This window comes from Shewanella sp. Pdp11, assembly GCF_002838165.1.
Taxonomy (GTDB): Bacteria; Pseudomonadota; Gammaproteobacteria; order Enterobacterales; family Shewanellaceae; genus Shewanella; species Shewanella hafniensis.
Window position 1 is genome coordinate 4,761,590 of the sequence record NZ_CP015194.1, and the last position, 26,222, is coordinate 4,787,811.

Here is a 26,222-nt window from a genome sequence, read left to right on the forward strand (position 1 = left end):
AGGAAACGACATGAGAAAAGTACTCATTGGGGGACTGTGTGCCTCACTTATCGCAGGCCTGACTGCCTGTAATGACAAGCCAGCCGAAGTTAAAGCACCTGAAACCGCTAAAACAGCCACCGCAGTTGCTGTGACTCAGGTACTAGGTTCTGGTATTGAATTCGCTAATTTTGATAAAGCGGTTCGCCCACAGGACGATTTCTACAAATATGTTAACGGCACTTGGCTGAAAAACACTGAAATCCCAGCCGATCGTACTAGCATTGGCGCTTTCTACGATTTACGTGAAAAATCACGTGACGATGTAAAAGCCATTATCGAAGAAGTGGCAGCAACACCAAATCTGGCCACTGGTACAGACGAGCAAAAAGTAGCCGACTTATATCGCTCATTTATGGATACTGACACACTCAACAAACTGGGCGTGACACCAATCCAAGGTGAGTTCGATGCCATTAACGCCTTAAAAGATAAGAATGAATTGGTGAAGTACTTCGCCCACAGCCAAATAGCTGGTGCGGGTACGCCTATGGCATTTTATATCGATATCGATGCGAAAAACTCTAGCCGTTACGCGACTCATCTCTATCAATATGGCCTAAGCCTGCCAGAAAAAGACTATTACTTTAACGAGTCAGAACGCTTCGTTAATATCCGTAAGGCTTACCTAGCCCACATAGAAAAGATGTTTACTCTTGCGGGTCTTGCTAATCCTAAAGCCAGCGCTGAGTCTATTCTTGCCCTAGAAACGGCCATTGCCTCTAAGCATTGGGATGTGGTTGAAAACCGCGATAGCACGAAAACCTACAATCTATATCAAGTGAAAGATCTGCCAACATTGGCACCGGATATCGATTGGACTGTTTACTTAACAGCGCTGGGTGCGGATAAGCAAACCGACATCATTGTTAACCAGCCTAGCTATATCCAAGGTCTGAACGAGGTGTTAAAAACGACCGATTTAGCTACTTGGAAAACCTACATGCAATGGCAAGTGCTGACGCATGCGGCGAACTATTTGAGTGAAGCGCTGGACAACGAAAACTTCGATTTCTTCTCTAAAACCTTAAACGGTCAAGAAGAGCAAGAACCACGTTGGAAACGCGGCGTAGCCTCTGTTAACGGTATGCTGGGTGAAGTTGTCGGCAAAGTGTACGTTAAACGTCACTTTACCCCTGAAGCCAAAGACCGCATGCAAGCACTGGTGGAAAATCTTCGTGGCGCTTACGGCGACAGCATCAAAGATTTAACCTGGATGAGCGACAGCACTAAAGTGGCTGCGGCGGATAAGTTAGCAAAATTCAACCCGAAAATCGGTTACCCGAACAAGTGGGAAGATTACAGTAAGCTGAGCATTAAAGCTGACGACTTAATCGGTAACGCTACTCGTGCCAGCGAAGTTGAACATGCTAAGTCATTAGCCAAACTGGGCGCGCCAATCGACAAAGACGAATGGCACATGACCCCACAAACGGTTAACGCTTACTACAACCCAACCATGAACGAAATCGTCTTCCCTGCGGCCATTCTGCAACCACCATTCTTCAATTTGGCGGCTGACGATGCAGTCAACTACGGTGGTATTGGTGCGGTAATCGGTCACGAAATGGGCCATGGTTTTGACGACCAAGGTGCTAAGTTCGATGGCGAAGGCAACATGCGTGATTGGTGGACAGAGCAAGATTTAAAAGAGTTCTCTGCTCGCGGCCAAGCGCTGATCGCACAGTACGATGGTTACTATGTGTTTGACGACTTGCACGTCAACGGTGGTTTAACGCTAGGTGAGAACATTGGTGATTTATCAGGCGTGACTATCGCATACCGCGCCTATAAAAAATCACTCAATGGTCAAGAAGCGCCAGTCATCGATGGCTTAACGGGCGATCAACGTTTCTTCATCGGTTTCACGCAAATTTGGCGTGCAAAGGCCAAAGAAGAAGCCATGCGTAATCGCGTAGCGACCGATCCACACTCACCTGCGGAATTCCGCGCTCTGGGTGCCCTATCTAACATGCCTGAGTTCTACACCACCTATGATGTGAAACCCGGTGATGCTATGTATATAGCCCCTGAAAAACGCGTAAAAATTTGGTAAGCCTAATTTAAATCGCCGCTCGGCTGCATAAGCTGAGCCACAACAATGGCGCTCACTGTCACAGGTGGCGCCATTTTTATTTCCTTAAACCACTGAGTTATGAAGTGACCCCATGCGCAAGATGAACAAGTCTTCATGATTGATTCAGCTTTAATTAAGCAAAAGAAGCCTATGGTGGATGTGTGACCTGTACCACTCACCCATAAGGAAGTAGGCCGCATGACTAAGTTATTTCGCACCTTTTTTATTTTTCTACTTTTATTATCGAGCCGCGCTGGTGTAGCAAATTCTCTCGACGTCAGTGACACTAAAACAGAACGTGGTAATTACAGTGCACGGCAGGCACAAAGCCACGATCTACAAGGTCTATACGCACTCAGCAGTCAGACCTTTGATGCGCCTCGTCAAGCCTCGAATGACTTATCTGTTCTCCATCACCAAGCCTATGATGCTCAGACTGAGCTGGCTCAGTTGCTTACCCGAATTGGCCATCATTCACAGACGCAAGTGATTATTCCTCCGGTGAAAAGTTATCAAAGAGCTGCCGACAAAGTGGCGACAAAATTTAACGGTGATGCCAGTCAAATCACCGACCTTGCAAGGGCAAGTATCGTGACCGACAGCATTCAAGATCTGATGAAGGCTTATCAAACTTTGAACGAACAGACCCAAGTGGTAAAACAAAAGAACCGCTTTGCTGAACCTAAAGCCTCAGGCTATCGCGATCTCAACTTGCTGGTACGTTTACCCCAATCAGGGATGATTGCCGAGGTGCAATTACACTTGCAGGATATCGCAGATATCAAAAGTGGCCCAGAGCACAAGGTATATGAAAAAGTGCAAAGGATTGAGGCCAATGCCCGTAAACAGCAAAGATCACTCAGTGAGTTTGAGCTGGCACAGATTGCCCAATTACGCCAAGAATCACACAAGCTGTACCACAAAGCATGGCTTAACTATAAGCGAGTCGATGAAGCCAGTTTATTAAAAGTCTCTGTCGCTTAACCCACAACCGCTTCCACTATTGCGCTGGTCTCCTGCAAAGGTGCCAGCGCTTTTTTTTATATTTTACAGCGCCTGAAAAACCATAATAAAAATCAGCTGAAAAAAAGCACTCTCTCGCATCGAACGTCTTTTTAAGTATATAATCCCGCGCCATAGCCCTATCAGCAGGAAACGCCATGCACGACATCATTGAGCAACTCCAAGAACGCAGCGAAACTGTTCCTGTACCACTCGAATTACCCACATTTGAGCAGCTCGTCGAAGTCGAAGAGCAAATCCTGATTTCATTGCCGCGGGAGCTAAAAGAATACCTGCTGTATGCCAGTGATGTAATTTACGGCACGATAGAGCCAGTAACTGCATCGGATCCTTACTCACACACCTATCTGCCTGAAGTCACTTGTTATGCTTGGTCTATCGGCATGCCAAGGGACATGATCGCCATTTGTCAGCAGGGCGATGCCTTTTACTGTATCGACCAAGATGGCCAAGTGCATTTCTGGAAAAACGGCGGCTTTACCGATATCTATTGGGAGTCGTTCTGGGAATGGGTTGAAGAAATCTGGCTAAAGATTAAATACTAATTTTACTTTTATTGCATTGAGAACACGATTATGTCTAAAAACATTGGCTTGAATGCCATCGAAATGAGCTACTTACGCCAATCACTGAGCTTAAGTGCGGCTCAAGTTGGCACGCTAACTAACCATAGCGAAGCCGATGTATTAGCCTGGGAAAGTGGCGAACAAGCAGCACCTGAGCTGGCGCAAAAGAAACTGCTTGATATTGATGACATCATTGAGATGCAAGTGCTCAACACCTGCGATGGTATCGAAGAACTATTTAAAAAAGAACCTAAGCGTCATTTAGCTTTTGTGGTGTACCCCACTCAAGCCATTTACACTCAATACAACCCCGAATTTTTAAGTTCATTGCCTTTTACTGAGCTGTACAACACGGCAGCTTGGCGCATCAAGAAAGAGTGCAAACTGGTCCTAGAAGTCGACGTCAGCTTAATCGCACTGGACGTGGAAGCCTATAAAGCCTTCCGTGAACCGACCAAAATGAGCGAAAGCCGCGAAAGCCGTGCTAAATGGGCCGCGACTCAGCTATAAGCGTGCAAATCCAGAAGCTTAGTACTCGCATTAACAGTAAGGGCAGATATCACTATCTGCCCTTTTTATATTCTCATAATGATTTTCAGATAATGGTGGGAATGCACCTGAATCATTCAAAGCTAAATATTCAGCTACTCTGCCTGATTAACCCTTAGCGGCCACCACAGCATCCATCTTCTGCAAAGCCGATTGACGCGACGGCAGCGCAGACAACCTATCGCGATAAGCGGCAAGTTTAGGTGGAATGGCTTGTTCAAACAATGTGCCCCACATTAAGGTATGGGCCAGTAAAATATCCGCCACCGAAACGTCATCACCGAGCAAGAAATCACTCTCAGGCAACATGGCTTCGGCCAATGCCGCCGCCTTATCAAACTCCCATACCGCACAAGGCATGATCTGCGGATGACGCTGCGCCTCAGGCAAGGCAAACTTATGTTTACCCAAAGTCCAAAGCGGCTGCTCAAGCTCAGTAATGATGAAGCTTACCCATTGATGGTGCAAACCCGAAGCGTTACTCCCCACTGGTGGCAGCAACTTACCCTCGCCATACTTTTCTGCGAGATAAAGGCAAATCGCTGCAGATTCAGATAACACTAGCTCAGCATCCGTTAGCACAGGCACTTTACCACAGGGATTTATCGCTAAAAATGCCGCGCTGCGATGCTCACCTTTAGTCATATCCACAAAGGAAAAATCCCAATCAACCCGCAACTCTTCCAACACCCAAGCAACTCGTAATGCGCGACTGCGCGGTGTGCCATATAAAGTGATCATTGCAACGTCCTTTTAGTCCGGTTAATTCGTGTCCTAACGAAGATACACTGAGTTTGCGTTAGTGCAAATCTGCCCATAAAAAACGGCGCTTAATGCGCCGTTTCGATTTCACTATACTTTGATATAAAACACTGAGCTATAGAACTCGTAGGCTTGATATTAGAAGTTCATTGAGAGTTTAGTGTAAATGTAGCGACCCATTGGATTATGTACTGATGTCACGTAACCGTAGAGGTCGGTATCACCATCACCTATAGCGAATGGTGGCTCTTCGTCAAATACGTTGTTCACGCCTAGTGTCAGCTTGAACATCTCATTGAAGCGATAAGTACCTGACATGTCGACTAAAATTTGAGCATCAATTGTACGAGTTTTGTTGAAATCTTCAAACTCACCGATATAACTCAAATTTAAATTGGCGGCAAAGTTATCCATAGTCCAGTTGGTTGTCGCTAACCAACGATTCTTCGGATACTTATACTCTCCGGTATAATCGACCACTTGATGAGTATCATCTTTTTCAAAGTTATGCAGATAACTCCATTCAAGACCGAACTTAAGGTCGCCATAACTATCGAGTTCGAATCCATAATGGGTCGACACATCCATACCCTGAACTTCTTGCGAACCTAAGTTAACAAAGCTTGAGCGGATCACATCTAGTGCGCCAAATGTTTGACCAGCTTGAGGTGCTAGGCGCACACACACAGTGCTGTTCTGATCGTTACAATTAGCGTCATAAATATCCTGCAGTAACAACTTATCAATCTTATTATCTTGAGTGATGCTGTAGATATCGAAACCAATATCGAACTTCTGGCTTGGCGCCCATATCATGCCGATATTCCAAGTCTCTGACTCCTCAGCCTTTAACTTTGGGTTACCTGCAAACTCAGTCGTTTCATCAGACAAGGTACAACCTTGACCGTCGGCTGCGCAGCGATATTTATCAATTAGGAAGCTACTTTCTTCAGATGGACCCAAACCAATTTGCGCTAATGAAGGCGCACGGAACCCAGTAGACCAAGAGGCACGCGCCGTTATCTCATCACTAATACCCCATTGGAAAGCAATCTTAGGATTAGTGGTTGAACCAAAATCACTGTAGTGATCATATCGACCCGCAAGTTGCAGCTCGAAGTTATCCGTTACAGGGATAGAAAATTCAGTATACGCCGCCCATTGATCGCGATCGCCCTTAGCTGAAACAGCTTCGGTACCAAAAATCAATCCACGTTGAAATTGATCATCCGGCTCGTCGCTGATGGCTTCTTCACGATATTCAACTCCGGCCGCCATCATGATATCGCGATCGGCAAGGGTAAATGCTTGACCTGAGATATTCGCCGCATAAGAAGTCATGGTTGACAGACCTTGGCGCACTAGACTAGTGGTAATATCATCAATGACATCTTGGGAGTTCATGGTGCCACCGAAAGGATTGTAGCGACCCGCATCGATTTCACGTTGCAAGTAATCGGTTCTGACCCAACCTTGGCTGCGGTCACCCGTTTGAGTTGACTCACTGCGCCCCTTTTGCACCGAAGCTTCCCAGTCCCAATCTTTAACTACACCGCGTAAACCTGCGACTAAACGTAGAGTATCAGATTCAATATCCCAACGACGCGCACCCGCATCAACAGTACGGAAACGACCGATTTCAATATCTTTACCCCAAGGGTTATTTGGATGAGTTCCAGGTACGGTTAAGCCAGCTTTCTCATCAAGTGGCGTCGGCGCACCGCCCGCTTCCGATGTATTGTGCTGGGCAGCTAACTCGAGAAAAGCGGTTAAATCATCATTAAAGTGATATTCGAATTGACCAATAGCACCCACACGTTCAGCAGCAGGCACAACAAGGTTATACGGACCATAATCAAAGACACAAACTTCACCGTCTATATTGCGATCGGCAGGGCAAGCGGGGTCAACTGTCGGCACCCCATCCACATAAAAATATCCAGGAAAACCACGGGAAGAACGCGAATCTTCACCGCCGTAAGGACTCTGATCTGCAGTTCCAAAACGGCCTAAATCCGTTGCTGCTAAAGTATCATTTTTAAAATAGTCGAGAATGATAGAGGCACTGCCCTTATCGGATTTCATCCCCCAAACCATATTCGCCGTAGTTTCATTGTAACCCGTACCTGAAGCATCACCGTAGCCTAGGTTGACTTCAATGCCCTCAATGTCTTTCTTCAGGACAATGTTGACCACACCCGCAATCGCATCAGAACCATAAATAGCCGAGGCACCATCCTTAAGAATATCAATACGTTCGATAGCTGAAACAGGGATATTATTGATATCCACGAAAGAATTAGTGATACCTTCAGCAAAAGCACTCGCAGCAACACGACGGCCATTAATCAAGACTAAGGTAGCATCAGGACCTAAACCACGTAGACTGATAGATGCACCGCCGTTGGCAGTTGAATCTTGGCTATTACCACGGGTAGAAAACGCACCAGCACCGTTCGCAGGCATACGTTCGAGCAATTGCTGTAGGTTATCGAACCCCATATTAGCAATATCGTCTTTGCTGATCGATTGGATCGGGGAAGGGCCTTCGATATCTGTACGTTTAATACGAGAACCCGTTACTTCAATACGTTCAACTTTTTCTGCTCCTTTATCGGCTGCATGGGCTACTGTTGGCGCAAATGCTAAAGCAATCGCGATGGCACAAGCACTGGGTAGAATCTGAGGTCTGTTCATACATATCCCTTGTTTCATCTATTTTATTAAAATTATATTAACCATTAGAAAACCATAAATTAACAATACACAAGGTAATGAGTTACAAACCAAAGTCAATGGGATCACAATGAAAGTTAAACTTTTGTTACATGTTGAGACAATATGCTTTCCTTCTGCGAGAATCAAAAAGGTCTAGGCACTAGAACATTCCACTCACGTGACAAATCGTGATGCTTGAATATCAGAATTTAAGGAAAAAACATGGAAGACAAGATCATTCATCGAGCAGAGTTTGCCGCTAATCTAGGTTTGTATTGGTTGCTTTCAGGGGCCGCCTATTTCAGCCTCAGCATAGTCGGTATTCCCTTGTTATTACTTTGGTTCCCAATCGGGCTGTGGGGAACCCGCCGCTATATTCGTAATATGAGTGCTGAGCTCACCAGTAATAAGTTGATCGTGCGCCGCGGAATATTAACTCGTACCGAAAATACAGTACCTTTGGACAAAATTACCGATATGGCATTGATCCAAGGCCCAATTATGCGCCTATTTGGTCTGCATAAACTCACGGTAGAAACCGCAGGGCAATCGGGCGCGGGTGCCTTGATAAGCTTAGTCGGCATAGTTGATGCGCCTCAATTTAGAACCCGCGTATTAGAACAAAAAGAGCGTCTTGCTATGCCCTTACATTCAACGAGCCCATCGGTACAACCTGATGATGCGTTATTACAAAACGTAGTCGAAATCGCAGCAAGCCTAAAACGAATTGAAGCCTTGCTCAGCCAACAATTAAATAGATAAATTAAATAAAACGACTTTCAGTTCAATCACTTTACCTTTAATGTTGAACAACTATCTTAGCGTTAGCTCAGCTTTAACTTGAGTACAGCCTTAACATAAGGGCGTGTTCGATTCCCAAGATTAATTTTCAATAGGTATTTTTGATAACGACATGACAGAATCCTCGGTAACCTCTTCTTCATCCTCTTGGATGACGCACCTGACGCTTGGCATTAAAGCTATGGGTCCTGGTGTGCTTATGGCCGCAGCGGCGATTGGCGCATCGCATTTAGTTGCCTCGACTCGGGCCGGCGCAGAATTTGGCTGGCAATTGGCATGGGTGATTTTAGGGGTGAATTTACTTAAGTATCCTTTCTTTGCCGCTGGCGCACGCTACACCGCCGCCACAGGTGAGAGTTTACTGCACGGTTACCTCAAACAGGGCCGAGGTTATTTACTGCTATTTACGGGACTGAATGTGATCGCCGCCGTTGCCAGCACTGCGGGTGTTTGCATGCTCACCGCCGCTATGTTGACCCAATTTATTCCGCTTCCCATCGATTGGTTAGCCCTATTGGTATTGCTAAGTTCTTTGGCTTTGCTGATTTTAGGCCATTATCAACTACTTGATAGACTCACTAAGATCATCATGTTCGCCCTAACCCTAACGACCTTGATTGCCGTGGCCTTAGCTTGGGATCATGCTCAACCATTAGCGAGCAATTTTGTTTCTCCCTCACCTTGGCAATGGGCCCATGTGGGATTCCTAGTCGCCATGATGGGCTGGATGCCGGCACCGATTGAAGTCAGCGCTTGGAATTCCCTCTGGTTGCTCGAAAAACAAAAAAGCCAGACGGTCACAAAAGCACAGGCGCTGCTCGACTTTAATTTAGGCTACATCATCACCGCGATCCTCGCGATCGTGTTTCTGTCCTTGGGCGCCTTAGTGATGCACGGCAGTGGTGAGCACTTTTCCGATTCCGGCGCGCAATTTGCTAATCAATTGATCAACCTTTACAGCCAAGTGATGGGCGGCGAGAGTCGTTATCTTATTGGTGTTGTGGCATTTCTGTGTATTTTCAGCACAACAGTAACTGTTATCGATGGCTACAGCCGCACTTTAGATATGGGCTGGCAGTTACTCACATCAAAGGCCAGTTCAGACAAACGCCTCACTGGGATCATGCTCGCCATCAGTGCCTTTGGTTTATTGCTAATCCTCTTCTTTAAAGGCGCACTGTTACCGCTGCTTGAGTTTGTGATGATCTTGGCCTTTATGACCACAGTCATTTTTGCTTGGTTAAACTACCGCTTAATGACCAGCAAACAGCTCCCCGAAGCCGATAGATACGACACTAAGATGAAGCTACTCTCTTGGTTTGGCCTAAGTTATCTACTGATTTTCGCGGCGCTGTTTATTTATTGGTACAACGTAATTAAAAGTTGATGACTAAGATGGCATGACAGCAATTTATGTCAGAGTCATAAATTGCATTTGCTACGCTGCGTTAAATTCCTGCGAAATTCTGCTTTTGAGGCGGTTTGGGTATATAATACCGCCTCTTAAACCAGACAGCGCAGCCGCGCCAAGAGATGACCATGATTAATAATGATATTTTGCGCCGTTTGCGCTTCGTGTTTGATTTCAACAATGCCAAAATGATTAAAATTTTTGCCAAAGCTGGAAGAGAAGTGCCAACAGAAGAGATCATTGCTCTGCTGCACAAAGAAGAGGAAGAAGGTTACAAAGCCTGTAATGACACCACTTTATGTCAGTTCCTAGACGGCCTTATCATCGAAAAGCGTGGCCTACGTGAAGGTGCAGAAATCCCAGCGCCAGTATCGCGTTTAAACAATAACTTAATCTTCAAAAAGCTCAGAGTGGCACTCGAAATGCGTGAAGAAGACATAGTTGCAGCCTTGGCTCTAGCCGAAGTGCAAATGTCAAAATCAGAACTGAGCGCGCTGTTCCGCAATCCGGATCATAAGAATTTTAAAGAGTGCGGCGATCAAATCCTGCGTAACTTTATTCGCGGCTTATCACTTAAGTATCGCGGTGAATAACGCAACACATCAGTTTTTCATATCAAACGCAGCTTAGGCTGCGTTTTTTATATCCGATTTAGCTATACCTAAAGTTGCTTAGGCATAAACAACAGCATAACAATTCCATCTGAAGTACCTCATAAATCCTGTTTAAAACAGCGGACTTTTTTACTGCTGCAAAAAAAACCACAAATACCTCGTTCCACGGACAACAAAGATCACATTTCATGATAACCTTACGTGACTTACAGCACGTATTGACCACTTAAACAATAACTCAAAAGGTTACCCATGGACGATAATAAACGCCCCCTCTATCTTCCGTTTGCAGGACCTGCCATTCTTGAAGCCCCACTGATTAACAAGGGCAGTGCATTTTCTGAAGAAGAGCGTATTTTCTTTAACCTCGAAGGCTTAGTTCCCTATGCCATTGAAACGATTGAGGAGCAGGCTTCCCGCGCCTACGATCAATTTAGAAGTTTCAATAACGACTTAGACAAGCATATTTACCTACGTAATATCCAAGACACTAACGAGACCTTATTTTATCGTTTAGTGCAAAATAATATCAGCGAGATGATGCCCATCATCTATACGCCGACGGTAGGTTTGGCTTGTGAACGTTTCTCGAAAAACTACCGCCGCAACCGTGGTTTGTTTATCTCCTATCCGAACAAAGATAGGATCGATGACATTCTCAATAACTCGACTCGCCAAAAAGTTAAAATCATCGTTGTTACCGACGGCGAACGTATTTTAGGCCTTGGTGATCAAGGCATTGGCGGCATGGGGATCCCTATTGGTAAGCTGTCACTCTACACTAGCTGTGGTGGCATCAGTCCGGCTTATACTCTGCCTATCACTTTAGACGTAGGCACAGATAATCCGCAGTTGTTAGAAGATCCTATGTATATGGGCTGGCGCCATCCGCGCATCGGTGGCGAAGAATACGCCGAGTTTATCGAAGCCTTTATGCAAGCCGTACATGTGCGTTGGCCAGACACTTTGATCCAGTTCGAAGACTTTGCCCAAAAGAACGCCATGCCGATCTTAGAGCGTTATAAAGATCGCTATTGCTGCTTTAACGATGATATTCAAGGTACCGCCGCCGTTGCCGTCGGTTCATTGCTGGCCGCTTGTAAAGCTGCAGGCACTGAATTAAATCAACAACGTATTGCCTTCCTTGGTGCGGGTAGCGCGGGTTGCGGTATCGCCGAAGCTATCGTGGCGCAAATGGTGTCCGAAGGGATCAGCGACGAGCAAGCTCGCACGCAAGTATGTATGGTTGACCGTTGGGGCTTATTGCTAGACAACATGCCTAACCTGTTGCCATTCCAGCAAAAATTGGCGCAGAAATGCACCAATATCCAAAACTGGAGTAATTTCAGCGACAATATTTCGTTATTGGATGTGGTTAACAACGCTAAGCCAACCGTGCTGATTGGCGTGTCCGGCGTACCGGGTCTGTTCACCGAAGAAATTATTCGCGCTATGCACAGCCATTGTTCCCGCCCGATTATTTTCCCACTGTCGAACCCAACCAGCCGTGTTGAAGCGACGCCAAAGGATATTTTGCATTGGACCTCAGGTCAAGCACTCGTCGCCACAGGTAGTCCGTTCGAGCCCGTTGTGGTCGATGGTGAAACCTATGAGATTGCCCAGTGTAACAACAGCTTTATCTTCCCAGGTATTGGCTTAGGTGTTTTAGCCTCTGGTGCCCGCCACGTTTCCGATGCCATGTTAATGGCCTCAAGCCGCGCACTTGCAGAATGCTCGCCACTGGCAATCGACGGTAGCGGCCCATTATTGCCGAAACTTGAAGATATCCACGCAGTCAGTAAACACATCGCTTTCGCCGTAGGTAAAGTCGCAGTTGAACAAGGGTTAACGCTGCCAATGAGCGATGAAATCTTACAACAATCAATTGAAGGCAATTTCTGGAGTCCAGAATATCGCCGCTACAAACGCACTTCGTTCTAAGCATAACGTTGCCGCGACTTAAGTCGTGGCAACGCAGCTTTAGCTAAGGGTTTGTGCCAGCAAAAAGCCCGTCACTGCAAAGTGACGGGCTTTTTGATTTTCAGACTCAGCACTTATTTCAATAAAAACTAAGGCGCCATCACCTGTTTAAAGCTATTGAGCATAGAGCGATCGGTACGTGCTTTTTTCAATTTGCGTAGACTTTCTTTGAGCGACTCATCGGCTAAACGGGTGAAGATACCGTTATATTCTTGCTCTTGGATTTCACCATCGGTATCAGCCTGCTCAGAAATCTCTTGGGCAACACGGCTCAACTGCAACCAAGCATTCGCAATATAAAAACCGTGGAATGCGGCTTGCTCCATAAGATTACGCGCGCTAGCAGGCAAAGATGCCCAAGCTTGGCTAAATTTGCCCTCTCTGTCTTCCAACAGTTCAGCGCACAGGCTTTGATATGCAGCCAATAATCCATCCGGAAGTTTTGCCATTGGCAGCACTTTATTCGCAACATTGTAAGAAATCTGCTCGGCAGTTTCACGATAAACAGCTGATAATTCACTCATAAAAAATCTCGATTAACATTCATTCAAAAAATAGACTTAAAACTGACCACTCACATATAAACCATAAACGCCGTTACCTGCTATCGGTGTGACAGTAATTCCTTCATAGGGCTGAGTAAAATACCAACCCGCTAGTGCGCCAATTGCAGCACCCGCTAACACGTCTTCTAGGTAATGTTGATCGCTCGCCACTCGGGTATAGCCAACATACGATGCCGCGACATAGGCGGGTAAACCATACTGCCAGCCATAACGTTGCTGAATAAACGTCGCCGCCATAAAGCTGTCAGAGGTATGACCCGATGGGAACGAATCATCGCCACTACCGTCGGGTCTGTCTTTACTCACGCCATATTTTAGGCCTTCAACAATTAATCGACTCGATACTGCCGCCTGAATTAACTGCCAACTACCGTCGTAACCGTCTTCATAAAATAACGTCGCGCCCATTGCCGTTGCGGGGAGCAATAAATGCAATACATCGCCCGAGGTTTCTAAATCTGAACCCGCCCAACTATTGCTGCTTATCATAAGTAGGGCAGCACAAAGTAATTTTTTCAAGGGTGATTCCTTTTTAGAATAATTTTCAAGGCGAAGTTTATACCTTGATCACTAGCCGAATGCAAAATTGCGATACATCTATATTCAAAATGAACAAACAAGTTATGCTAAGCTCATTATTAGCTATTGATTTTAATGCGAACAGGAAACCTTTTTTGCTACGTCCATTCCGATACTTATCATGTACCTTGTTGCTGCTCTTACTGCCGCTCAGTCTCGCTATGGCAGAAGAACAGACTCAGGTTGATAAAATATTTGAGAGATTTGAAAGCGGTGAACCCATGACCCGCGAAGCAATTAGCAACGATCTTGCGTTATTGAGCAAACTGATTGCAACCGACGATATACTCCGCAATGAAAAGCTACAGCTACTGAAATGCTGGGATCAAAGCGCCGAAACGGATACAGACATAGCACAGGCAGTTAAGAATACGAGTCAAACACTCACCCTTATTCCACCAACGGCTTCCGCGCATTTCATCACCGACCTCATGCTTTGTCATTCTTGGTTTTTGCAGTTAAATGGTGATGTAGATAGCGCAATGGAAGGCTATAACCTCAGCGTTAAGCGTGCCTATGAGCATGAGGATCTTAAACTCATTGCCGACTCACGCAGCCTTCGCGGCGCTCTGTATTCCTATATTGGCGATTTTTCTGCGGCATTAGACGATCTGATAACTGCACAAGATCTCTACGAGTCACTGAATTTAACCGGCTGGGCTAACATCAATCTTGCCGATATGGCCACCAGCTTTAGACGTTATGGCGATCCCCAAAGTGCAATCCGTTACTACAATAAACTCAAAGCACTCTATTTAAAAAACAATAACCAAGAGCAGGCAATGTATGTCACCTCAGAAATAGGTCTGGCTTTAGATGAACTGGGTGAACATCAACAAGCTATTGATCACTTCTTGCTCAGCTATCAATACTTTAAGGAACATCAGCTAGAAAAAGTGGCCGCCACTATGGCGACGGACATTGCCTTTAGCTTAATCAAACTCCATCGTCTTAATGAAGCGGAAAAATATTTAACTGAAGCCGCAGCTGTGATTAGCGAAAAAGATTATGCCGCTTATAGCTTTATGAAACTCTTTACGGCCAATATCAAGTTTCAACAAGCACGTTATAAAGAAGCGCTTACCGAACTCGAACAAGGGGAAAAAGCCTTTCGAACTCTGCAAAATGATCGGGGACTCACCCAACTATTACAGCTGAAAAGTGATGTCTATGCGGCGATGAATAATTTACCTGCGGCCTATGGCGCACTGCAGGAATTTGTCGCCCTCACCAAAAAAGTCGATGACAACTCCTTCTCACATCAAACCACAGAATTAAAAATGAAGTTTGATACCACTAGGATTGAATCTGAAAATCAGCGCTTGATTGAAAACCAAAACCTTAAAGAACAAGAACTCGCGCTGCTTGAGAAGAATAAGTCATTGCAACACATCATTTTATTATTGACGGGCTTTATCCTAACAATAGTGTCGATATTTGCGTATAAACAAGTGCAGAGAAATCGCCAACTACAGGTCATAGCCCTCACCGATTACCTCACCAAGCTCCCTAATCGTCGGCATATTTATGCCCAAGCCGCGCAGTATTTTCAGCAAGCCTTAAAACAACAAAGCCCTTTTTCGGTGATTATCTTTGATGCGGACCACTTCAAGAAAATTAACGATAACTTCGGCCATGAACTGGGCGATCGCGCCTTACTGACGATCGCAAGCGCAAGTCAAGCCCTAACGGGTAATAAAGATCTTATTGGCCGTATCGGTGGTGAAGAGTTTTTAATTCTCTTACCCAACACAGATGCTGAACGTGCTTGTGAACTTGCCCATCAGTTGCAAACTCAAATTAGTCGTCTAGGCGCTGAGGATTTACCGGCTGAACTCAAATTGACCGTTAGTGCAGGTGTCGCAACCTTAGCGCCGCAGCCCAATAGTGACAACACCTATCAAGACAAAGACTTTGCCAGTCTACTGAAACGGGCAGACGACGCCCTTTATGAGGCTAAAAATGCGGGAAGAAATTGTGTTAAAGCCGCCAAAAATGAGGCTGCGAGAGAGAGTTAAACACTTTTATGCCAAAACACTTGATGCTGTAAGGGCGGTGGCAGAGCACCAAACCATGTCTGATATAAACGACTAAATTCCCCTGAGTCTTTCATTTTCTCAAGCTCTGTTTGCCAACTCGTGACCGTGACCGCCGAGGTCCCTTTAGAAAAAGCTAAGTACAGATTAATCTCAGATACGACATACACTTGGCGTATATCGGCCTCACTTGCGCCAACCTCTTCTAATATCTGCTTAACCGCAAGATCCGCTTGGCACCAGAAACGAATTCGAGAAAACAGTAACTGCTTTGCCGATTGCTGTGGAAAACTCGCCACCAGTAAGTTATCGACACCCGCTTGTTGTAACAGCTGTGCTCCAGCGGATTCTCGATAAACCCCGACAATATCTTTAGATTGCAGTTCAGCAAGTTGCTCGAGCACTATGGGATCTGCCGCCCTCGCATACAAAGCAATTTTGCTGGTTGCAATCGGACCAATGAAATCGAAATGCTCTTCACGCTCGTCATTAATAGACGTCGCAAAAAGTAAGACATTCGCCGAAGTATTGGCAATCGAATACGCCCGTGCCCAAGGTAACACCTCGATTTTCTCGCTCTGTCCCAGTCTCGATTGCAGGGTATTCACTAAGTCCACTGCAAAACCATGGGGAACGCCATCTTGCTCGTAACTCATGGGAGGCCAAGCTTCGGTCACCAATTTCAACTTATCAGGCGCAGCAAAAACAAGATTAGGCATTAGGCCTAACAGACTCATCGCAAGAAAAAATGCCCTAGGAGAAAACGCACTCAGCATACTGATACCAAAAGCGAAACATTAAACCTAATCATAGACTCAATCTCAGCTGCAAATAAACATATTGCCTAAAGAAAATCGCGCCTCATTCATGCTCACTGAGTAAACTCGTCCGCAACAAGTGAAAACTTGCTATCATATTGCCACCTAGCCAAGAGCCTCGCTGCAATGAATCCATGTCGACTTTAGCCAATCCAATCCCTAATCAATCCTATGCCAGCACACTGTCGCGGCTAGCGCTGCAAATAAAAACGTGGGGAAAAGCACTCGGATTTGCACAAGTTGGCATTTGCGATACAGATTTAACGGCCGAAGAAGCCAAACTCCAAGCATGGCTAGACAAAGGGTTTCATGGCGAAATGACGTATATGGCCACCCATGGCATGATGCGCGCTCGCCCGCAAGAATTGCATCCAGGCACAGTGCGGGTGATATCCGTACGGATGGATTATTTACCACCCGAAGCTGGCTTTGCTACGAATCTCACCGATCCCAACTTAGGTTATATTTCCCGTTATGCGGGAGGTCGCGACTACCACAAGTTGATCCGCGCTCGGCTTAAAAAACTGGGGGATCAAATCAGTGCAGAGCTAGTGTCTCTCGGTTTCGATGCCGCTGACTTTCGCCCCTTCGTCGACTCAGCACCCGTGCTTGAGCGCCCATTAGCCGAAAAAGCCGGTATCGGCTGGACAGGTAAACACTCACTCATACTCAACCATGAGGCGGGTAGTTGGTTCTTTTTAGGTGAGCTGCTGATCAATTTGCCTCTGCCTGTGGATATTCCCATTCAAGAAGGCTGCAATACTTGTGTCGCCTGCATCACCTCCTGCCCAACAGGGGCAATCGTAGAACCCTATGTGGTTGATGGCAGACGCTGTATTTCCTATCTCACCATAGAGCTGCAAGGCGCCATTCCTGAAGAATTTAGGCCACTTATGGGCAACCGCATCTATGGCTGCGATGATTGTCAGCTCGTGTGCCCCATCAATCGCCAAGCGCCGCTCACCGCCGAAACCGACTTCCATATTCGCCCGCAGTTAAAACAGCCCGATCTTCTCAGCCTTTTTGCTTGGAGCGAGGCAGAGTTTCTTAAACAAACTGAAGGCAGCGCCATTCGCCGCATTGGCCATAAACGCTGGTTACGTAATATCGCAGTCGCACTGGGTAACGCCCCCGCAAGCCCAAGTATTATTGCCGCACTTAACGCCCGCAATAACAGTGACGATATCGATGAGATAGTGCGTGAACATATCGAGTGGGCGCTCAATGCGCAGCAATCGCGCCTTGCCGATATCGCAGCAATTGAACAACAAAAAGCACGCCGCAAGACTGAACGCATGGTGCGTATTATCAAAAAAGGCTTACCACGAGATGCTTAACATCTAACAAGGTTATCAATAGCTTACTACTGATTAATTAGCCTAAACTAAGAATCGTTATTCGCTCCGTACGTCTATTGAACCTTGATATTAAACATTGCCAATAGACAGTGGCGTTTCCCTTATTCGCAGCGAACAAAAGACACCGGAGGCATAAACATCCGGTGTCTTTTTACTGAGTAAGCTCAATAAGTTCAGTTAAATACTCTCACTCAAGCAGTGATATTAGCCAAGGCGACGACGCAGTACGCGGGTTGCATCAACCATATTTTTCAATGCAGGTTCAACTTCATCCCAAGTTCGGGTTTTTAGGCCACAATCTGGGTTGACCCATAATTGACGCACGGGGACTTTCTGCGCGGCTTTCTCGATTAACTGCACCATGGCCTCCACACTTGGGATGTTTGGTGAGTGGATGTCATACACACCGGGGCCGATTTCATTTGGATATTCAAAATCTTCAAAGGCGTTGAGTAACTCCATCCGCGAACGCGACGTCTCGATTGTGATCACATCAGCATCCATGGCAGCAATCGCGGCAATCGTGTCGTTAAACTCGCTGTAACACATGTGGGTGTGGATTTGAGTCTCATCAGTCACGCCAGCAGCGCTGAGTTTAAAGGCATTCACCGCCCAATCTAAATAGGTTTGCCACTCACTTTGTTTCAATGGCAAACCTTCACGGAAGGCAGGTTCATCAATTTGAATAATGCCAATCCCCGCATTTTGTAAATCGACCACTTCATCACTAATCGCCAGCGCCAGTTGTGTCGCAATCGCATCGCGGCTGATATCTTCACGGGCGAATGACCAATGCAGAATTGTCACAGGCCCCGTCAACATGCCTTTTACGGGCTTGTCGGTAAGACTCTGGGCAAACTCAGCCCACTCGACTGTCATAGCTTTTGGACGACTCACATCGCCGTAAATCAAGGGTGGCTTAACACAACGTGAGCCATAACTTTGTACCCAGCCATTTTTACTAAAACCAACGCCAGCTAACTGCTCGCCAAAGTATTCCACCATGTCGTTACGTTCGGCTTCACCGTGCACGAGTACGTCGATACCCAGTTTTAGTTGGCGTTCAATAGTATCGCGGGTCACTTGCTGTAACTGCTCAGTATACTGAGCATCACTTATCTCGCCCTTACGCCAGCGGCTGCGTAATCCTCGAATAGCAGGTGTTTGCGGGAACGAACCTATGGTCGTAGTGGGTAACAGGGGTAAACGGTATTTTTGCTGCTGCACCCTTTGGCGTACGCTGAAATCACTGACACGCTCGTAATCCGCAGTGGTTAATGCCGCAACACGCTCAATCACTTGCTTATCCGCAGCCTGTGCTTTGGCTTGACGACGAGCGATACAAAAAGCACTGATTTTTTGTGCTTCATCCGAATTAGGCGCCAACAATAATTGGCGAATTTTGCTCAATTCCAACAGTTTCTGCTTAGCAAAGGCTAACTGCTTACGCAGCACAGGTAATAGTTTGACTTCAACATCTAAATCGACTGGACTGTGCAGCAATGAACATGATGTGCCAATCCACAGACGATCGCCTAAATCACGCGCCACTGCGCCAATACGCTCGGCAATCAAATCGATTTCTGCCGCCCACACGTTACGGCCATTAACCACGCCCACCGACAAAATTTGCTCACTGCGCAACGCATTTGCAAATACAGCCAGTTGTTCTGGCGCTGTGACTAAATCCAAGTGCAAACCAGCCACTGGCAAGGCAGATACTAGGGCTTGATGATGCGCAATACCGCCATAATAACTCGCCAAAAGAACCTTGACGTTTACAGTGCTTAGCGCTTGATAAGTCTTAGTCATCGCCGCTTGCCACTGCGCGTCTAACTCTAATGCCAACACAGGCTCATCTAACTGCACCCATTCCACACCTTGGGCGGCGAAACGCGCCAAGATGTCAGCATAAGCTGTTATTAAATTAGGCAATAAACTTAACTTATTGAACTCTTGACCCACAGTTTTAGCAAGGTGCAAGTAACTAACAGGGCCGAGTAGCACAGGTTTTGCTTTATAGCCTAGCGCTTGCGCTTCGCTGACTTCATCAAAAAACTGCTCGTAAGCAATCGAAAACTCTTGGTTTTGCGTCAGCTCTGGCACCAAATAATGATAATTAGTATTGAAATATTTGGTCATTTCAGAGGCTGGCGCATCTTGGCCTGTCGGCGCTCTGCCGCGGGCAACGCGGAATAAGGTATCGAGATCGATAGCGCCTTCACCACGATGACGCTCAGGGATGGCATTCAAGGTCGCACTCAGGGTTAATACTTGATCGTAAAAGGCAAAATCCCCCACGGGCACTTGCTCGACGCCCGCTGCGGTTTGCCACTGCCAATGGGTACGGCGCAGTTCACTCGCTACTTCACATAATTCGGCTTGAGTACTCTCACCACGCCAGTATTTTTCTAAGGCAAATTTCAATTCACGTCGACGCCCGATACGGGGAAACCCAAGACTATTTAATTGCATACCCTATCTTCCTTTATTTGAGATAAGCCAAATTCGGCACTTGCACCCACCAGATTGTGTTCTCTTGGCACTTTTCAGTATTTCCGCCTTGATAAATAACAATGGGCGTCTGGACGTCTAGAAGTTTATTGTGTTAGTCTCTATTCCAGCAACCGAATTGATTTCAAGCACAACATGAGCGAAATTCACCTGGAGTGAACATGATCGAACTAAGACATCTGCGAACCTTAATGGCCCTGAAGGAAAGTGGCAGTTTGGCGGGCGCAGCCAAAAAACGTTTTGTCACTCAATCCGCCCTCTCCCACCAAATAAAGGAGTTGGAGCAAAGGATTAACTCGCCTATTTTTGTGCGTAAAAGTAAGCCGCTGTCATTCACCCAAGAAGGTGCGCGTCTGCTTCATCTCGCGGAAGAGATTTTGCCTAAGGTGCTAGAAACCGAGACAGATCTTAAGAATGGCCTTGAAACCGAAACCAATCAGTTACGTGTCGGCATTGAGTGTCACAGCTGTTTTCGCTGGTTAATGCCTGTGATGGAGCAATTTAGACAAGAACATCCCCAAGCCGAGTTAGACTTGTCGAGCCGTCACTTGTTTGACTCGCTCAATGCCCTAGAAATGGGCGAACTGGATATAGTGCTGACCTCAGATCCTGTGCCTGGGCATTCACTTGCTTATCAGCATTTGTTTGATTTTGAAGTAAAGTTAGTGGTTGCTAAAGATCATCCGCTAGCGAAAGAGCCCTATGTCACCCCTAAGCAATTAGCGCGTTTACCGATAATTAGCTATCCCGTACCGCTGACGCGTTTAGACATTTATCGCCACTTTTTAGAACCTGCGGGTATAGAAGCGGGTGAGCAAAAAACCTGTGATTTAACCATGATGTTATTGCAACGTATCGCCTGCAAAGATGGTATCGCTGCCCTGCCGAACTGGTCGATAAATGAAGGTCACGGCTTAAGCCTTACTACGGTAAAGCTAGGACAAGAAGGCTTAAAACGGCCTCTATTTGGCGCCTATCGCCGCCATAGTGGTAACTCAACATTGATCCAAAATTGGTTACAACTGGTGGCGAGTGAAGGTTTATCTCGCCAGCAGAAGACAAATTAATGCCGGTTAAATCAAATGAAGAAGCCTACGAATGCAGGCTTTTTTTATTGAATTAAATGGTTATTTTATTCGTTCAAACCGTTATTTATCGCATCTAAATATTACAGTGGATTCATCAATAGACCACGCATAGACAATACGCGGCGCAGGATTAAACCAGGGGAATTCGAATTACGGGTCTGACGCAAATTATGGGCAATCATAAACTCTTGACGCAAGTCCTGATCGAGATCTAACGCTTCGAATGATTCTATCGTCAATGTCTGCTGTTGATTATCAATCAATGACTTAATTACGCTTAAAGGGAATGATTGTTCGGCATTAGCATTTAAATACGCAAAGGCCGTGAGCGCGATAATTTGGCCGAACACACTGAACAGGGCCAAGGTTTGCACTTCATCAGCATCAACCTCGACGCCTTCCATCTCCGCTAAACTGTCCACCGCATCCGTAGCAATATCTTCAGTCAACTTCCAATAACCTTGGACCAACTTTTTATAGGGCTGCGGCAGCTCATCGAGACGCTCTTGCAGATAAAACGTAAAAGCATAGCGATAGATATTCACTTGACCTAAGCGAACTAAAGCTTCTTTCAAGGAGCGAGTCTTAGGGTTAATCACCCCTGATGCCTGTGCGGAATTGCTGCGCATTAGCATGTGCGCCGCCAATGCGGGGTCACTCGAGATGATGTCGATCACGTTACGAATGTCGCCTTCAGCAAGGATCGCTTTTTTGAGTGGTATTAAAATCCCTCGGCGGCCAATCACTTGCTCTTCATTCGCTATGATAGCTCTAACTTGAGTAAAAACCTGTTGCTCAAGATCAGTCATAAGACACTTTGCACCTGTTTATTAACAATAAGATGATTCGGTTACTCTTCACATCATACCCAAAATTTAAAGAATTTCAGTACTAAGTCGCACAATAGCCTAACGAAAAGAATAAAAAATGACTACCTTGTATGTAACATCAAATGGTGAAGCAAATAAGGTGCTGGAGGTGGAGATATAATCCCATGTTTTAAAACAATTTTAACATTTCCATTCTTCAAGTCGTCACGAGCCTGTCCGTCTAATGATTTATCTCTATTTCTACAACGAGGGTAAGCGACACCCATTCGCATTTCATTGCAATATGCCTCTCACTTACAATGACCAATTCAACATCAGTGTTGAAGCATAGCATTCCCGCTACATAGTCGACTTTTAGCTCATTACTACTCATCAATCTAGTACCACAATTTTCAGCAACAATTGTTCTGTAATGAGCATCATTTAGTATCATGGTCATGAGAATCTTGCCAATATAAGATGACTCAATCAAAGGATACAATTGAGCCTCAAACTGATATCAAAGTGGAAATATCTTTATTTGGAATTGGCAAACAAACAATCCATTTGAAAAGAAAAATCAACTTAAGTATCATGGCCCAAACGTAGAGTTTTTTGCTCAAAGCACTGAAATAGTAAGCTGTTTTGACTGTTTCAGATAAAATATCGGAGAGAAACGTGAGATACAGTAAATTTACCATTGCTTTGTTGTGCTTGTGTGCAAGTAACTCGTACGCCTTAGAGTTGATAACTGCAACTGAAAACCAATCAGTAAACCAAATCGAACAAAAGTTTGATATTGATAACTTGTTAATATCTATTAATGACCGCTTATCTAATCATAAGAAAAGTGAATATGATTATGAATCACTATTAACAAACATCAAAAACGAGAAAGAGCATTATAACAAGGCAATATTGGCATTACCCAATGCCATTTTAACAGAAAGTGACCCGAGTAATTACTTCAAAGAAATCGAAACCTTAGTAAAGAACATTGATTCACTTGAAAAGAAATCGGTCGAAGACGAAGTTAAAAACAAAGAAAACTATCAAGATATATTAAAACAGTACGAAATTGTTAATAGTCAACGAACTCAAAGAAGCGCACAACTTTTTGCATTAAAAAAAGAAATAGTTAATCGTATTGTTGCTGAGTTATCCAGTGCTGATAGTGTTAAGTCAATTGACCTAGAAAGCTCTATGACTTGTTCTAAATTTCAATCTATAAATGATTGTTTAAAAGATACCGAAAAGTATACAGTTAAAAATACGATTAATTCAGATCCATTCCTTAGCGATAAAAGTGTACTACTATCATACAAGGTTATTGATGCTAGTATGAATATGAATGGAGAACTGCATTATAGAGTTAACATGACGTTTAAGCCGTCATATAACAACAAAATAGAATCATTACTCAATGAAAAACTGGGCCTTAAGTCCACAGTGATTACCCTAACGAGCAACGTTGATGCAGACTGGTATGTCGATGGTGCAAAGGTTGGTACAGGTAAGAAAATTTATCCCGAAGTTACCTTAGGTAAGCATGGTATTGTCGCATCATACAAAACCATGAAAAAATCAACCATTGAAACAGTAGAAACCAATGCTATTTTTAACTATAAATTTGGCAAGATAGAAGACAAACCCGCTACTGACAATGAAGAGATTAAAAGTATAGCGAATAAGTCAGCTGCAGAGGAGACCAAGTCTAAACAGACTAAGCCTAAATTAACTATGTATGCAAACAAAGAAGACAACACATCGAAAGAAGTTAATAATAAAAATGAGATATCTGCCGATAATAATGATAAAAATAGCTATGAATATTATCTTGGTATTAAACCGCTAAATAAAGAAGAACAAGATAAACAATTTAAGAATAGATAATAGCAAAAGCAGCCTTTATATTCATTTAAAGGCTGCAAAATAGCTTATGTAGTCAGATATTAAAAACGATAACCAAGGGTTAAACGAATATCACGGCCTCGACCAGAGTAATAACTATCCCCCCAATCGCCACCGTAATAACCTGCACTGACATAATCTTTATCGAATACATTATCGATACGCAGGCTGGCAAGCCAAGCATCACGATTGTAGTTCAAGGCTAAATTACCAAGCACGTAACTTGCCAGCTTATCGCCTTCGTTGCCGTTATCGCCTTCAATAAAACGATCACCCGTGTAGATAGCTTCGGCAAACACCTGGAAATGCTCAGCAAAATCCATGCTGACATAACCGCGCCCTGTGTGTTTTGCCACCCAAGACAGCTCTTTGCCATCATTGATACCGTCAGTAAATTCAGCATCGATATAGTTATACTCTAGCCCGAGCTGCAGCGCTTTAGTCACCTGCCAATCCCAATCGGCACTCGCGCCATAACGACGAGAAGCGTCGGCATTGACGTTAGCGCCTTGAAAATCTCCATTTGGAGGTGTCTCCGCGCTAGGATCGAACACGATTTCATCTTCCAAATCGAGACGATATAGGCTCACTCGTAGAGTTTGGCTCGCGAGAGTCCAATCCCAACCCGCTTCGTAGGAGCGGCCCGTCTGCGGCTTTAAGCCAAACACATCTTTAGGGGTATAAGCTTGCTCATCCACTTTGGCAAAACGGAAGTTTTCATCGCCACGTAGATAGAATCTGTGATCTGTATTAGGACGGTAGTTTAGGCCGAACTCGAATGCAGTAGCATCTTCATCTAAATCGATACCACTAGGATAAACTTTGCGATCGACTAACTCGTCGGTCACCCGCGCATATCGCCCACCCACAACATAACTTAGGGTATGACTTAATGGCACAGTGGCTTGTAAGTAAGCACTTTGTGTTTGCTGCACATTACTGCGCGCCATAGTGTCAAAATCAGCCTTACCACGGCTAATGTCTAAACCTGTGACTAGGTTTAGCTCACCTTGACGCGTACTGTAGCTCGCTAACGCTTTAGGGCTAAACATCAACAGTGAGCGTGTATTATGGCTGTTCGCCCCCCAATTAAAAGAAGACACTAAGGTATCGCTGTAATCTAAATCCGCCGCCAGCGCCCAGTTTTGATTGAGCTGATGCTGGTAACCCGTACGCGCCGCAGTGGTCATTTCGTGAGAATATTGCTTCTGGTTCCCAGAGTCACGTGGGTTGTCTTTAAATTGATCTTTAGTAAGCGAGCCAGGATTTTCACGGTCATCGTCGTAATAGCTGGTTTCAACGAAGAACGAGTCTGTGGCCGTTTTATATTGAATGCGGCCAAGAATAGAGCCGGTTTCGTTAGCATTATGTTTGCGATAGTTGTCACCTTGGTTGTAACTACCGGTGAAAAAGTAACGCCAATCTTTGTTGATCGCGCCAGACACATCACCGCGACCTTCATAGGTATCAAAGCTGCCGCCGGATAACTGTACGCTACCGCCGGTATTTTCAGGGGATTTAGTGACAATATTGATCACGCCGCCTACCGCTTGGTCACCATAAAGCACACCCGCACTACCCGATAAAATTTCGATGCGTTCGACTTGGTTAAGCGGAATGGCATTAAGACTAGGAGCTGCGATATCGATATTATTGAGGCGACGACCATCAAGTAAAATCAGCGTGTTATTCACAGCAGTGCTGGCGCTAAAGCCACGCATCGCAAAACTAGTACCGATGTTATTATCTGAAATTTGAATACCACTTTGACCGCGTAAAACCTCAGTCACACTAGTGGCACCGCTCATTTCAATCGCCGCAGCGTCAATCACATTCACATTCGCGGCAATATTTAACGGGGTATTGTCAGAGCGGCCAATCACGACAAGATGCTCGTCGACTTTCGCTGTGCTGGTAGCGTCAGCCGCCATAGCGGGCGCGATAACGGAAAAACTGCAAAGGCTACCGATCAGCAGCGCGATTTTGGTTGGATTTGTTCCCAT

General features: G+C 45.3%; 20 protein-coding genes. 12 read left to right on the forward strand and 8 right to left on the reverse strand.

What is annotated here, in order from left to right:
- The first annotated feature begins 10 nt into the window (after window positions 1-10).
- The 4 genes from AYJ58_RS20925 to AYJ58_RS20945 all read left to right on the forward strand — a co-directional run bounded on the left by AYJ58_RS20925 (window position 11) and on the right by AYJ58_RS20945 (window position 4,215).
- On the forward strand, window positions 11-2,095 hold the full coding sequence (locus AYJ58_RS20925; RefSeq protein ID WP_106651583.1) for a M13 family metallopeptidase: 2,085 nt from the start codon (window positions 11-13) through the stop codon (window positions 2,093-2,095).
- 219 nt (window positions 2,096-2,314) lie between these two features.
- Complete coding sequence (locus AYJ58_RS20935; protein WP_106651585.1) at window positions 2,315-3,100, forward strand: RelA/SpoT domain-containing protein; 786 nt, start codon at window positions 2,315-2,317, stop codon at window positions 3,098-3,100.
- 176 nt (window positions 3,101-3,276) lie between these two features.
- Window positions 3,277-3,684, forward strand: a complete 408-nt coding sequence (locus tag AYJ58_RS20940) for an SMI1/KNR4 family protein (RefSeq protein ID WP_011845817.1) — start codon at window positions 3,277-3,279, stop codon at window positions 3,682-3,684.
- A 30-nt stretch (window positions 3,685-3,714) separates the two neighbouring features.
- Window positions 3,715-4,215, forward strand: a complete 501-nt coding sequence (locus tag AYJ58_RS20945; protein ID WP_106651586.1) for a DUF4447 family protein — start codon at window positions 3,715-3,717, stop codon at window positions 4,213-4,215.
- A 147-nt stretch (window positions 4,216-4,362) separates the two neighbouring features.
- Here AYJ58_RS20945 and AYJ58_RS20950 read toward each other — a convergent pair whose 3' ends face one another.
- Window positions 4,363-4,995 (reverse strand): glutathione S-transferase family protein, encoded by a 633-nt coding sequence (locus AYJ58_RS20950; protein WP_106651587.1) that lies wholly within the window; start codon window positions 4,993-4,995, stop codon window positions 4,363-4,365.
- A 159-nt stretch (window positions 4,996-5,154) separates the two neighbouring features.
- Window positions 5,155-7,713, reverse strand: a complete 2,559-nt coding sequence (locus tag AYJ58_RS20955) for a TonB-dependent receptor (RefSeq protein ID WP_106651588.1) — start codon at window positions 7,711-7,713, stop codon at window positions 5,155-5,157.
- Window positions 7,714-7,956: 243 nt separating this feature from the next.
- On the opposite strand from AYJ58_RS20955, the gene AYJ58_RS20960 reads away from it, so the two are divergent.
- The 4 genes from AYJ58_RS20960 to AYJ58_RS20975 all read left to right on the forward strand — a co-directional run bounded on the left by AYJ58_RS20960 (window position 7,957) and on the right by AYJ58_RS20975 (window position 12,501).
- A complete protein-coding gene (locus AYJ58_RS20960) occupies window positions 7,957-8,496 on the forward strand; it encodes a PH domain-containing protein (protein WP_106651589.1) in 540 nt (179 codons plus the stop codon).
- 151 nt (window positions 8,497-8,647) lie between these two features.
- Window positions 8,648-9,922, forward strand: a complete 1,275-nt coding sequence (locus AYJ58_RS20965; protein WP_106651590.1) for an Nramp family divalent metal transporter — start codon at window positions 8,648-8,650, stop codon at window positions 9,920-9,922.
- A 152-nt stretch (window positions 9,923-10,074) separates the two neighbouring features.
- Window positions 10,075-10,539, forward strand: a complete 465-nt coding sequence (locus tag AYJ58_RS20970) for a DUF1456 family protein (protein ID WP_006080239.1) — start codon at window positions 10,075-10,077, stop codon at window positions 10,537-10,539.
- A 273-nt stretch (window positions 10,540-10,812) separates the two neighbouring features.
- A complete protein-coding gene (locus AYJ58_RS20975) occupies window positions 10,813-12,501 on the forward strand; it encodes an NAD-dependent malic enzyme (protein ID WP_106651591.1) in 1,689 nt (562 codons plus the stop codon).
- A 128-nt stretch (window positions 12,502-12,629) separates the two neighbouring features.
- On the opposite strand, the gene AYJ58_RS20980 is transcribed toward AYJ58_RS20975, so the two are convergent.
- Together AYJ58_RS20980 and AYJ58_RS20985 are read right to left on the reverse strand one after the other, a co-directional pair.
- Window positions 12,630-13,064 (reverse strand): DUF3069 domain-containing protein, encoded by a 435-nt coding sequence (locus tag AYJ58_RS20980; RefSeq protein ID WP_006084096.1) that lies wholly within the window; start codon window positions 13,062-13,064, stop codon window positions 12,630-12,632.
- A 36-nt stretch (window positions 13,065-13,100) separates the two neighbouring features.
- Window positions 13,101-13,625: a phosphatase PAP2 family protein gene (locus AYJ58_RS20985; RefSeq protein ID WP_106651592.1), complete on the reverse strand. Its 525-nt coding sequence runs from the start codon at window positions 13,623-13,625 to the stop codon at window positions 13,101-13,103.
- Window positions 13,626-13,780: 155 nt separating this feature from the next.
- On the opposite strand from AYJ58_RS20985, the gene AYJ58_RS20990 reads away from it, so the two are divergent.
- A complete protein-coding gene (locus AYJ58_RS20990; RefSeq protein WP_106651894.1) occupies window positions 13,781-15,703 on the forward strand; it encodes a GGDEF domain-containing protein in 1,923 nt (640 codons plus the stop codon).
- Here AYJ58_RS20990 and AYJ58_RS20995 read toward each other — a convergent pair.
- Window positions 15,700-16,497, reverse strand: coding sequence for a substrate-binding periplasmic protein (locus tag AYJ58_RS20995; protein WP_106651593.1), 798 nt, complete (start codon window positions 16,495-16,497; stop codon window positions 15,700-15,702). The genes AYJ58_RS20990 and AYJ58_RS20995 overlap by 4 nt on opposite strands.
- Window positions 16,498-16,673: 176 nt before the next feature.
- Between AYJ58_RS20995 and queG the strand changes: the two genes are divergently transcribed.
- On the forward strand, window positions 16,674-17,876 hold the full coding sequence (gene queG, locus AYJ58_RS21000) for a tRNA epoxyqueuosine(34) reductase QueG (RefSeq protein WP_106651594.1): 1,203 nt from the start codon (window positions 16,674-16,676) through the stop codon (window positions 17,874-17,876).
- Between the two features lie 225 nt (window positions 17,877-18,101).
- On the opposite strand, the gene metE is transcribed toward queG, so the two are convergent.
- On the reverse strand, window positions 18,102-20,372 hold the full coding sequence (gene metE, locus AYJ58_RS21005) for a 5-methyltetrahydropteroyltriglutamate--homocysteine S-methyltransferase (protein WP_106651595.1): 2,271 nt from the start codon (window positions 20,370-20,372) through the stop codon (window positions 18,102-18,104).
- A gap of 200 nt (window positions 20,373-20,572) precedes the next feature.
- Between metE and AYJ58_RS21010 the strand changes: the two genes are divergently transcribed.
- Window positions 20,573-21,478 carry a LysR family transcriptional regulator gene (locus AYJ58_RS21010; protein WP_106651596.1) on the forward strand — a complete coding sequence of 302 codons (906 nt, stop codon included), beginning with the start codon at window positions 20,573-20,575 and terminating at the stop codon, window positions 21,476-21,478.
- Between the two features lie 101 nt (window positions 21,479-21,579).
- Here AYJ58_RS21010 and AYJ58_RS21015 read toward each other — a convergent pair whose 3' ends face one another.
- Window positions 21,580-22,308 (reverse strand): HDOD domain-containing protein, encoded by a 729-nt coding sequence (locus AYJ58_RS21015; protein ID WP_006080230.1) that lies wholly within the window; start codon window positions 22,306-22,308, stop codon window positions 21,580-21,582.
- A 678-nt stretch (window positions 22,309-22,986) separates the two neighbouring features.
- Between AYJ58_RS21015 and AYJ58_RS21025 the strand changes: the two genes are divergently transcribed.
- On the forward strand, window positions 22,987-24,201 hold the full coding sequence (locus AYJ58_RS21025; protein WP_106651598.1) for a hypothetical protein: 1,215 nt from the start codon (window positions 22,987-22,989) through the stop codon (window positions 24,199-24,201).
- Between the two features lie 59 nt (window positions 24,202-24,260).
- Here AYJ58_RS21025 and AYJ58_RS21030 read toward each other — a convergent pair whose 3' ends face one another.
- On the reverse strand, window positions 24,261-26,222 hold the full coding sequence (locus AYJ58_RS21030) for a TonB-dependent receptor (protein ID WP_106651599.1): 1,962 nt from the start codon (window positions 26,220-26,222) through the stop codon (window positions 24,261-24,263).

Bases quoted from the DNA above. Each gene is read 5' to 3' on its own strand.
- AYJ58_RS20950 (WP_106651587.1), bottom strand. From the start codon at position 4,995: ATGATCACTTTATATGGCACACCGCGCAGTCGCGCATTACGAGTTGCT.
- queG (WP_106651594.1), top strand. From the start codon at position 16,674: ATGTCGACTTTAGCCAATCCAATCCCTAATCAATCCTATGCCAGCACA.
- AYJ58_RS20945 (WP_106651586.1), top strand. From the start codon at position 3,715: ATGTCTAAAAACATTGGCTTGAATGCCATCGAAATGAGCTACTTACGC.
- AYJ58_RS21030 (WP_106651599.1), bottom strand. From the start codon at position 26,222: ATGGGAACAAATCCAACCAAAATCGCGCTGCTGATCGGTAGCCTTTGC.
- AYJ58_RS20970 (WP_006080239.1), top strand. From the start codon at position 10,075: ATGATTAATAATGATATTTTGCGCCGTTTGCGCTTCGTGTTTGATTTC.
- AYJ58_RS20980 (WP_006084096.1), bottom strand. From the start codon at position 13,064: ATGAGTGAATTATCAGCTGTTTATCGTGAAACTGCCGAGCAGATTTCT.
- metE (WP_106651595.1), bottom strand. From the start codon at position 20,372: ATGCAATTAAATAGTCTTGGGTTTCCCCGTATCGGGCGTCGACGTGAA.
- AYJ58_RS21015 (WP_006080230.1), bottom strand. From the start codon at position 22,308: ATGACTGATCTTGAGCAACAGGTTTTTACTCAAGTTAGAGCTATCATA.
- AYJ58_RS20965 (WP_106651590.1), top strand. From the start codon at position 8,648: ATGACAGAATCCTCGGTAACCTCTTCTTCATCCTCTTGGATGACGCAC.
- AYJ58_RS20925 (WP_106651583.1), top strand. From the start codon at position 11: ATGAGAAAAGTACTCATTGGGGGACTGTGTGCCTCACTTATCGCAGGC.
- AYJ58_RS20955 (WP_106651588.1), bottom strand. From the start codon at position 7,713: ATGAACAGACCTCAGATTCTACCCAGTGCTTGTGCCATCGCGATTGCT.
- AYJ58_RS21010 (WP_106651596.1), top strand. From the start codon at position 20,573: ATGATCGAACTAAGACATCTGCGAACCTTAATGGCCCTGAAGGAAAGT.
- AYJ58_RS20940 (WP_011845817.1), top strand. From the start codon at position 3,277: ATGCACGACATCATTGAGCAACTCCAAGAACGCAGCGAAACTGTTCCT.
- AYJ58_RS20995 (WP_106651593.1), bottom strand. From the start codon at position 16,497: ATGCTGAGTGCGTTTTCTCCTAGGGCATTTTTTCTTGCGATGAGTCTG.
- AYJ58_RS20975 (WP_106651591.1), top strand. From the start codon at position 10,813: ATGGACGATAATAAACGCCCCCTCTATCTTCCGTTTGCAGGACCTGCC.
- AYJ58_RS20960 (WP_106651589.1), top strand. From the start codon at position 7,957: ATGGAAGACAAGATCATTCATCGAGCAGAGTTTGCCGCTAATCTAGGT.
- AYJ58_RS20935 (WP_106651585.1), top strand. From the start codon at position 2,315: ATGACTAAGTTATTTCGCACCTTTTTTATTTTTCTACTTTTATTATCG.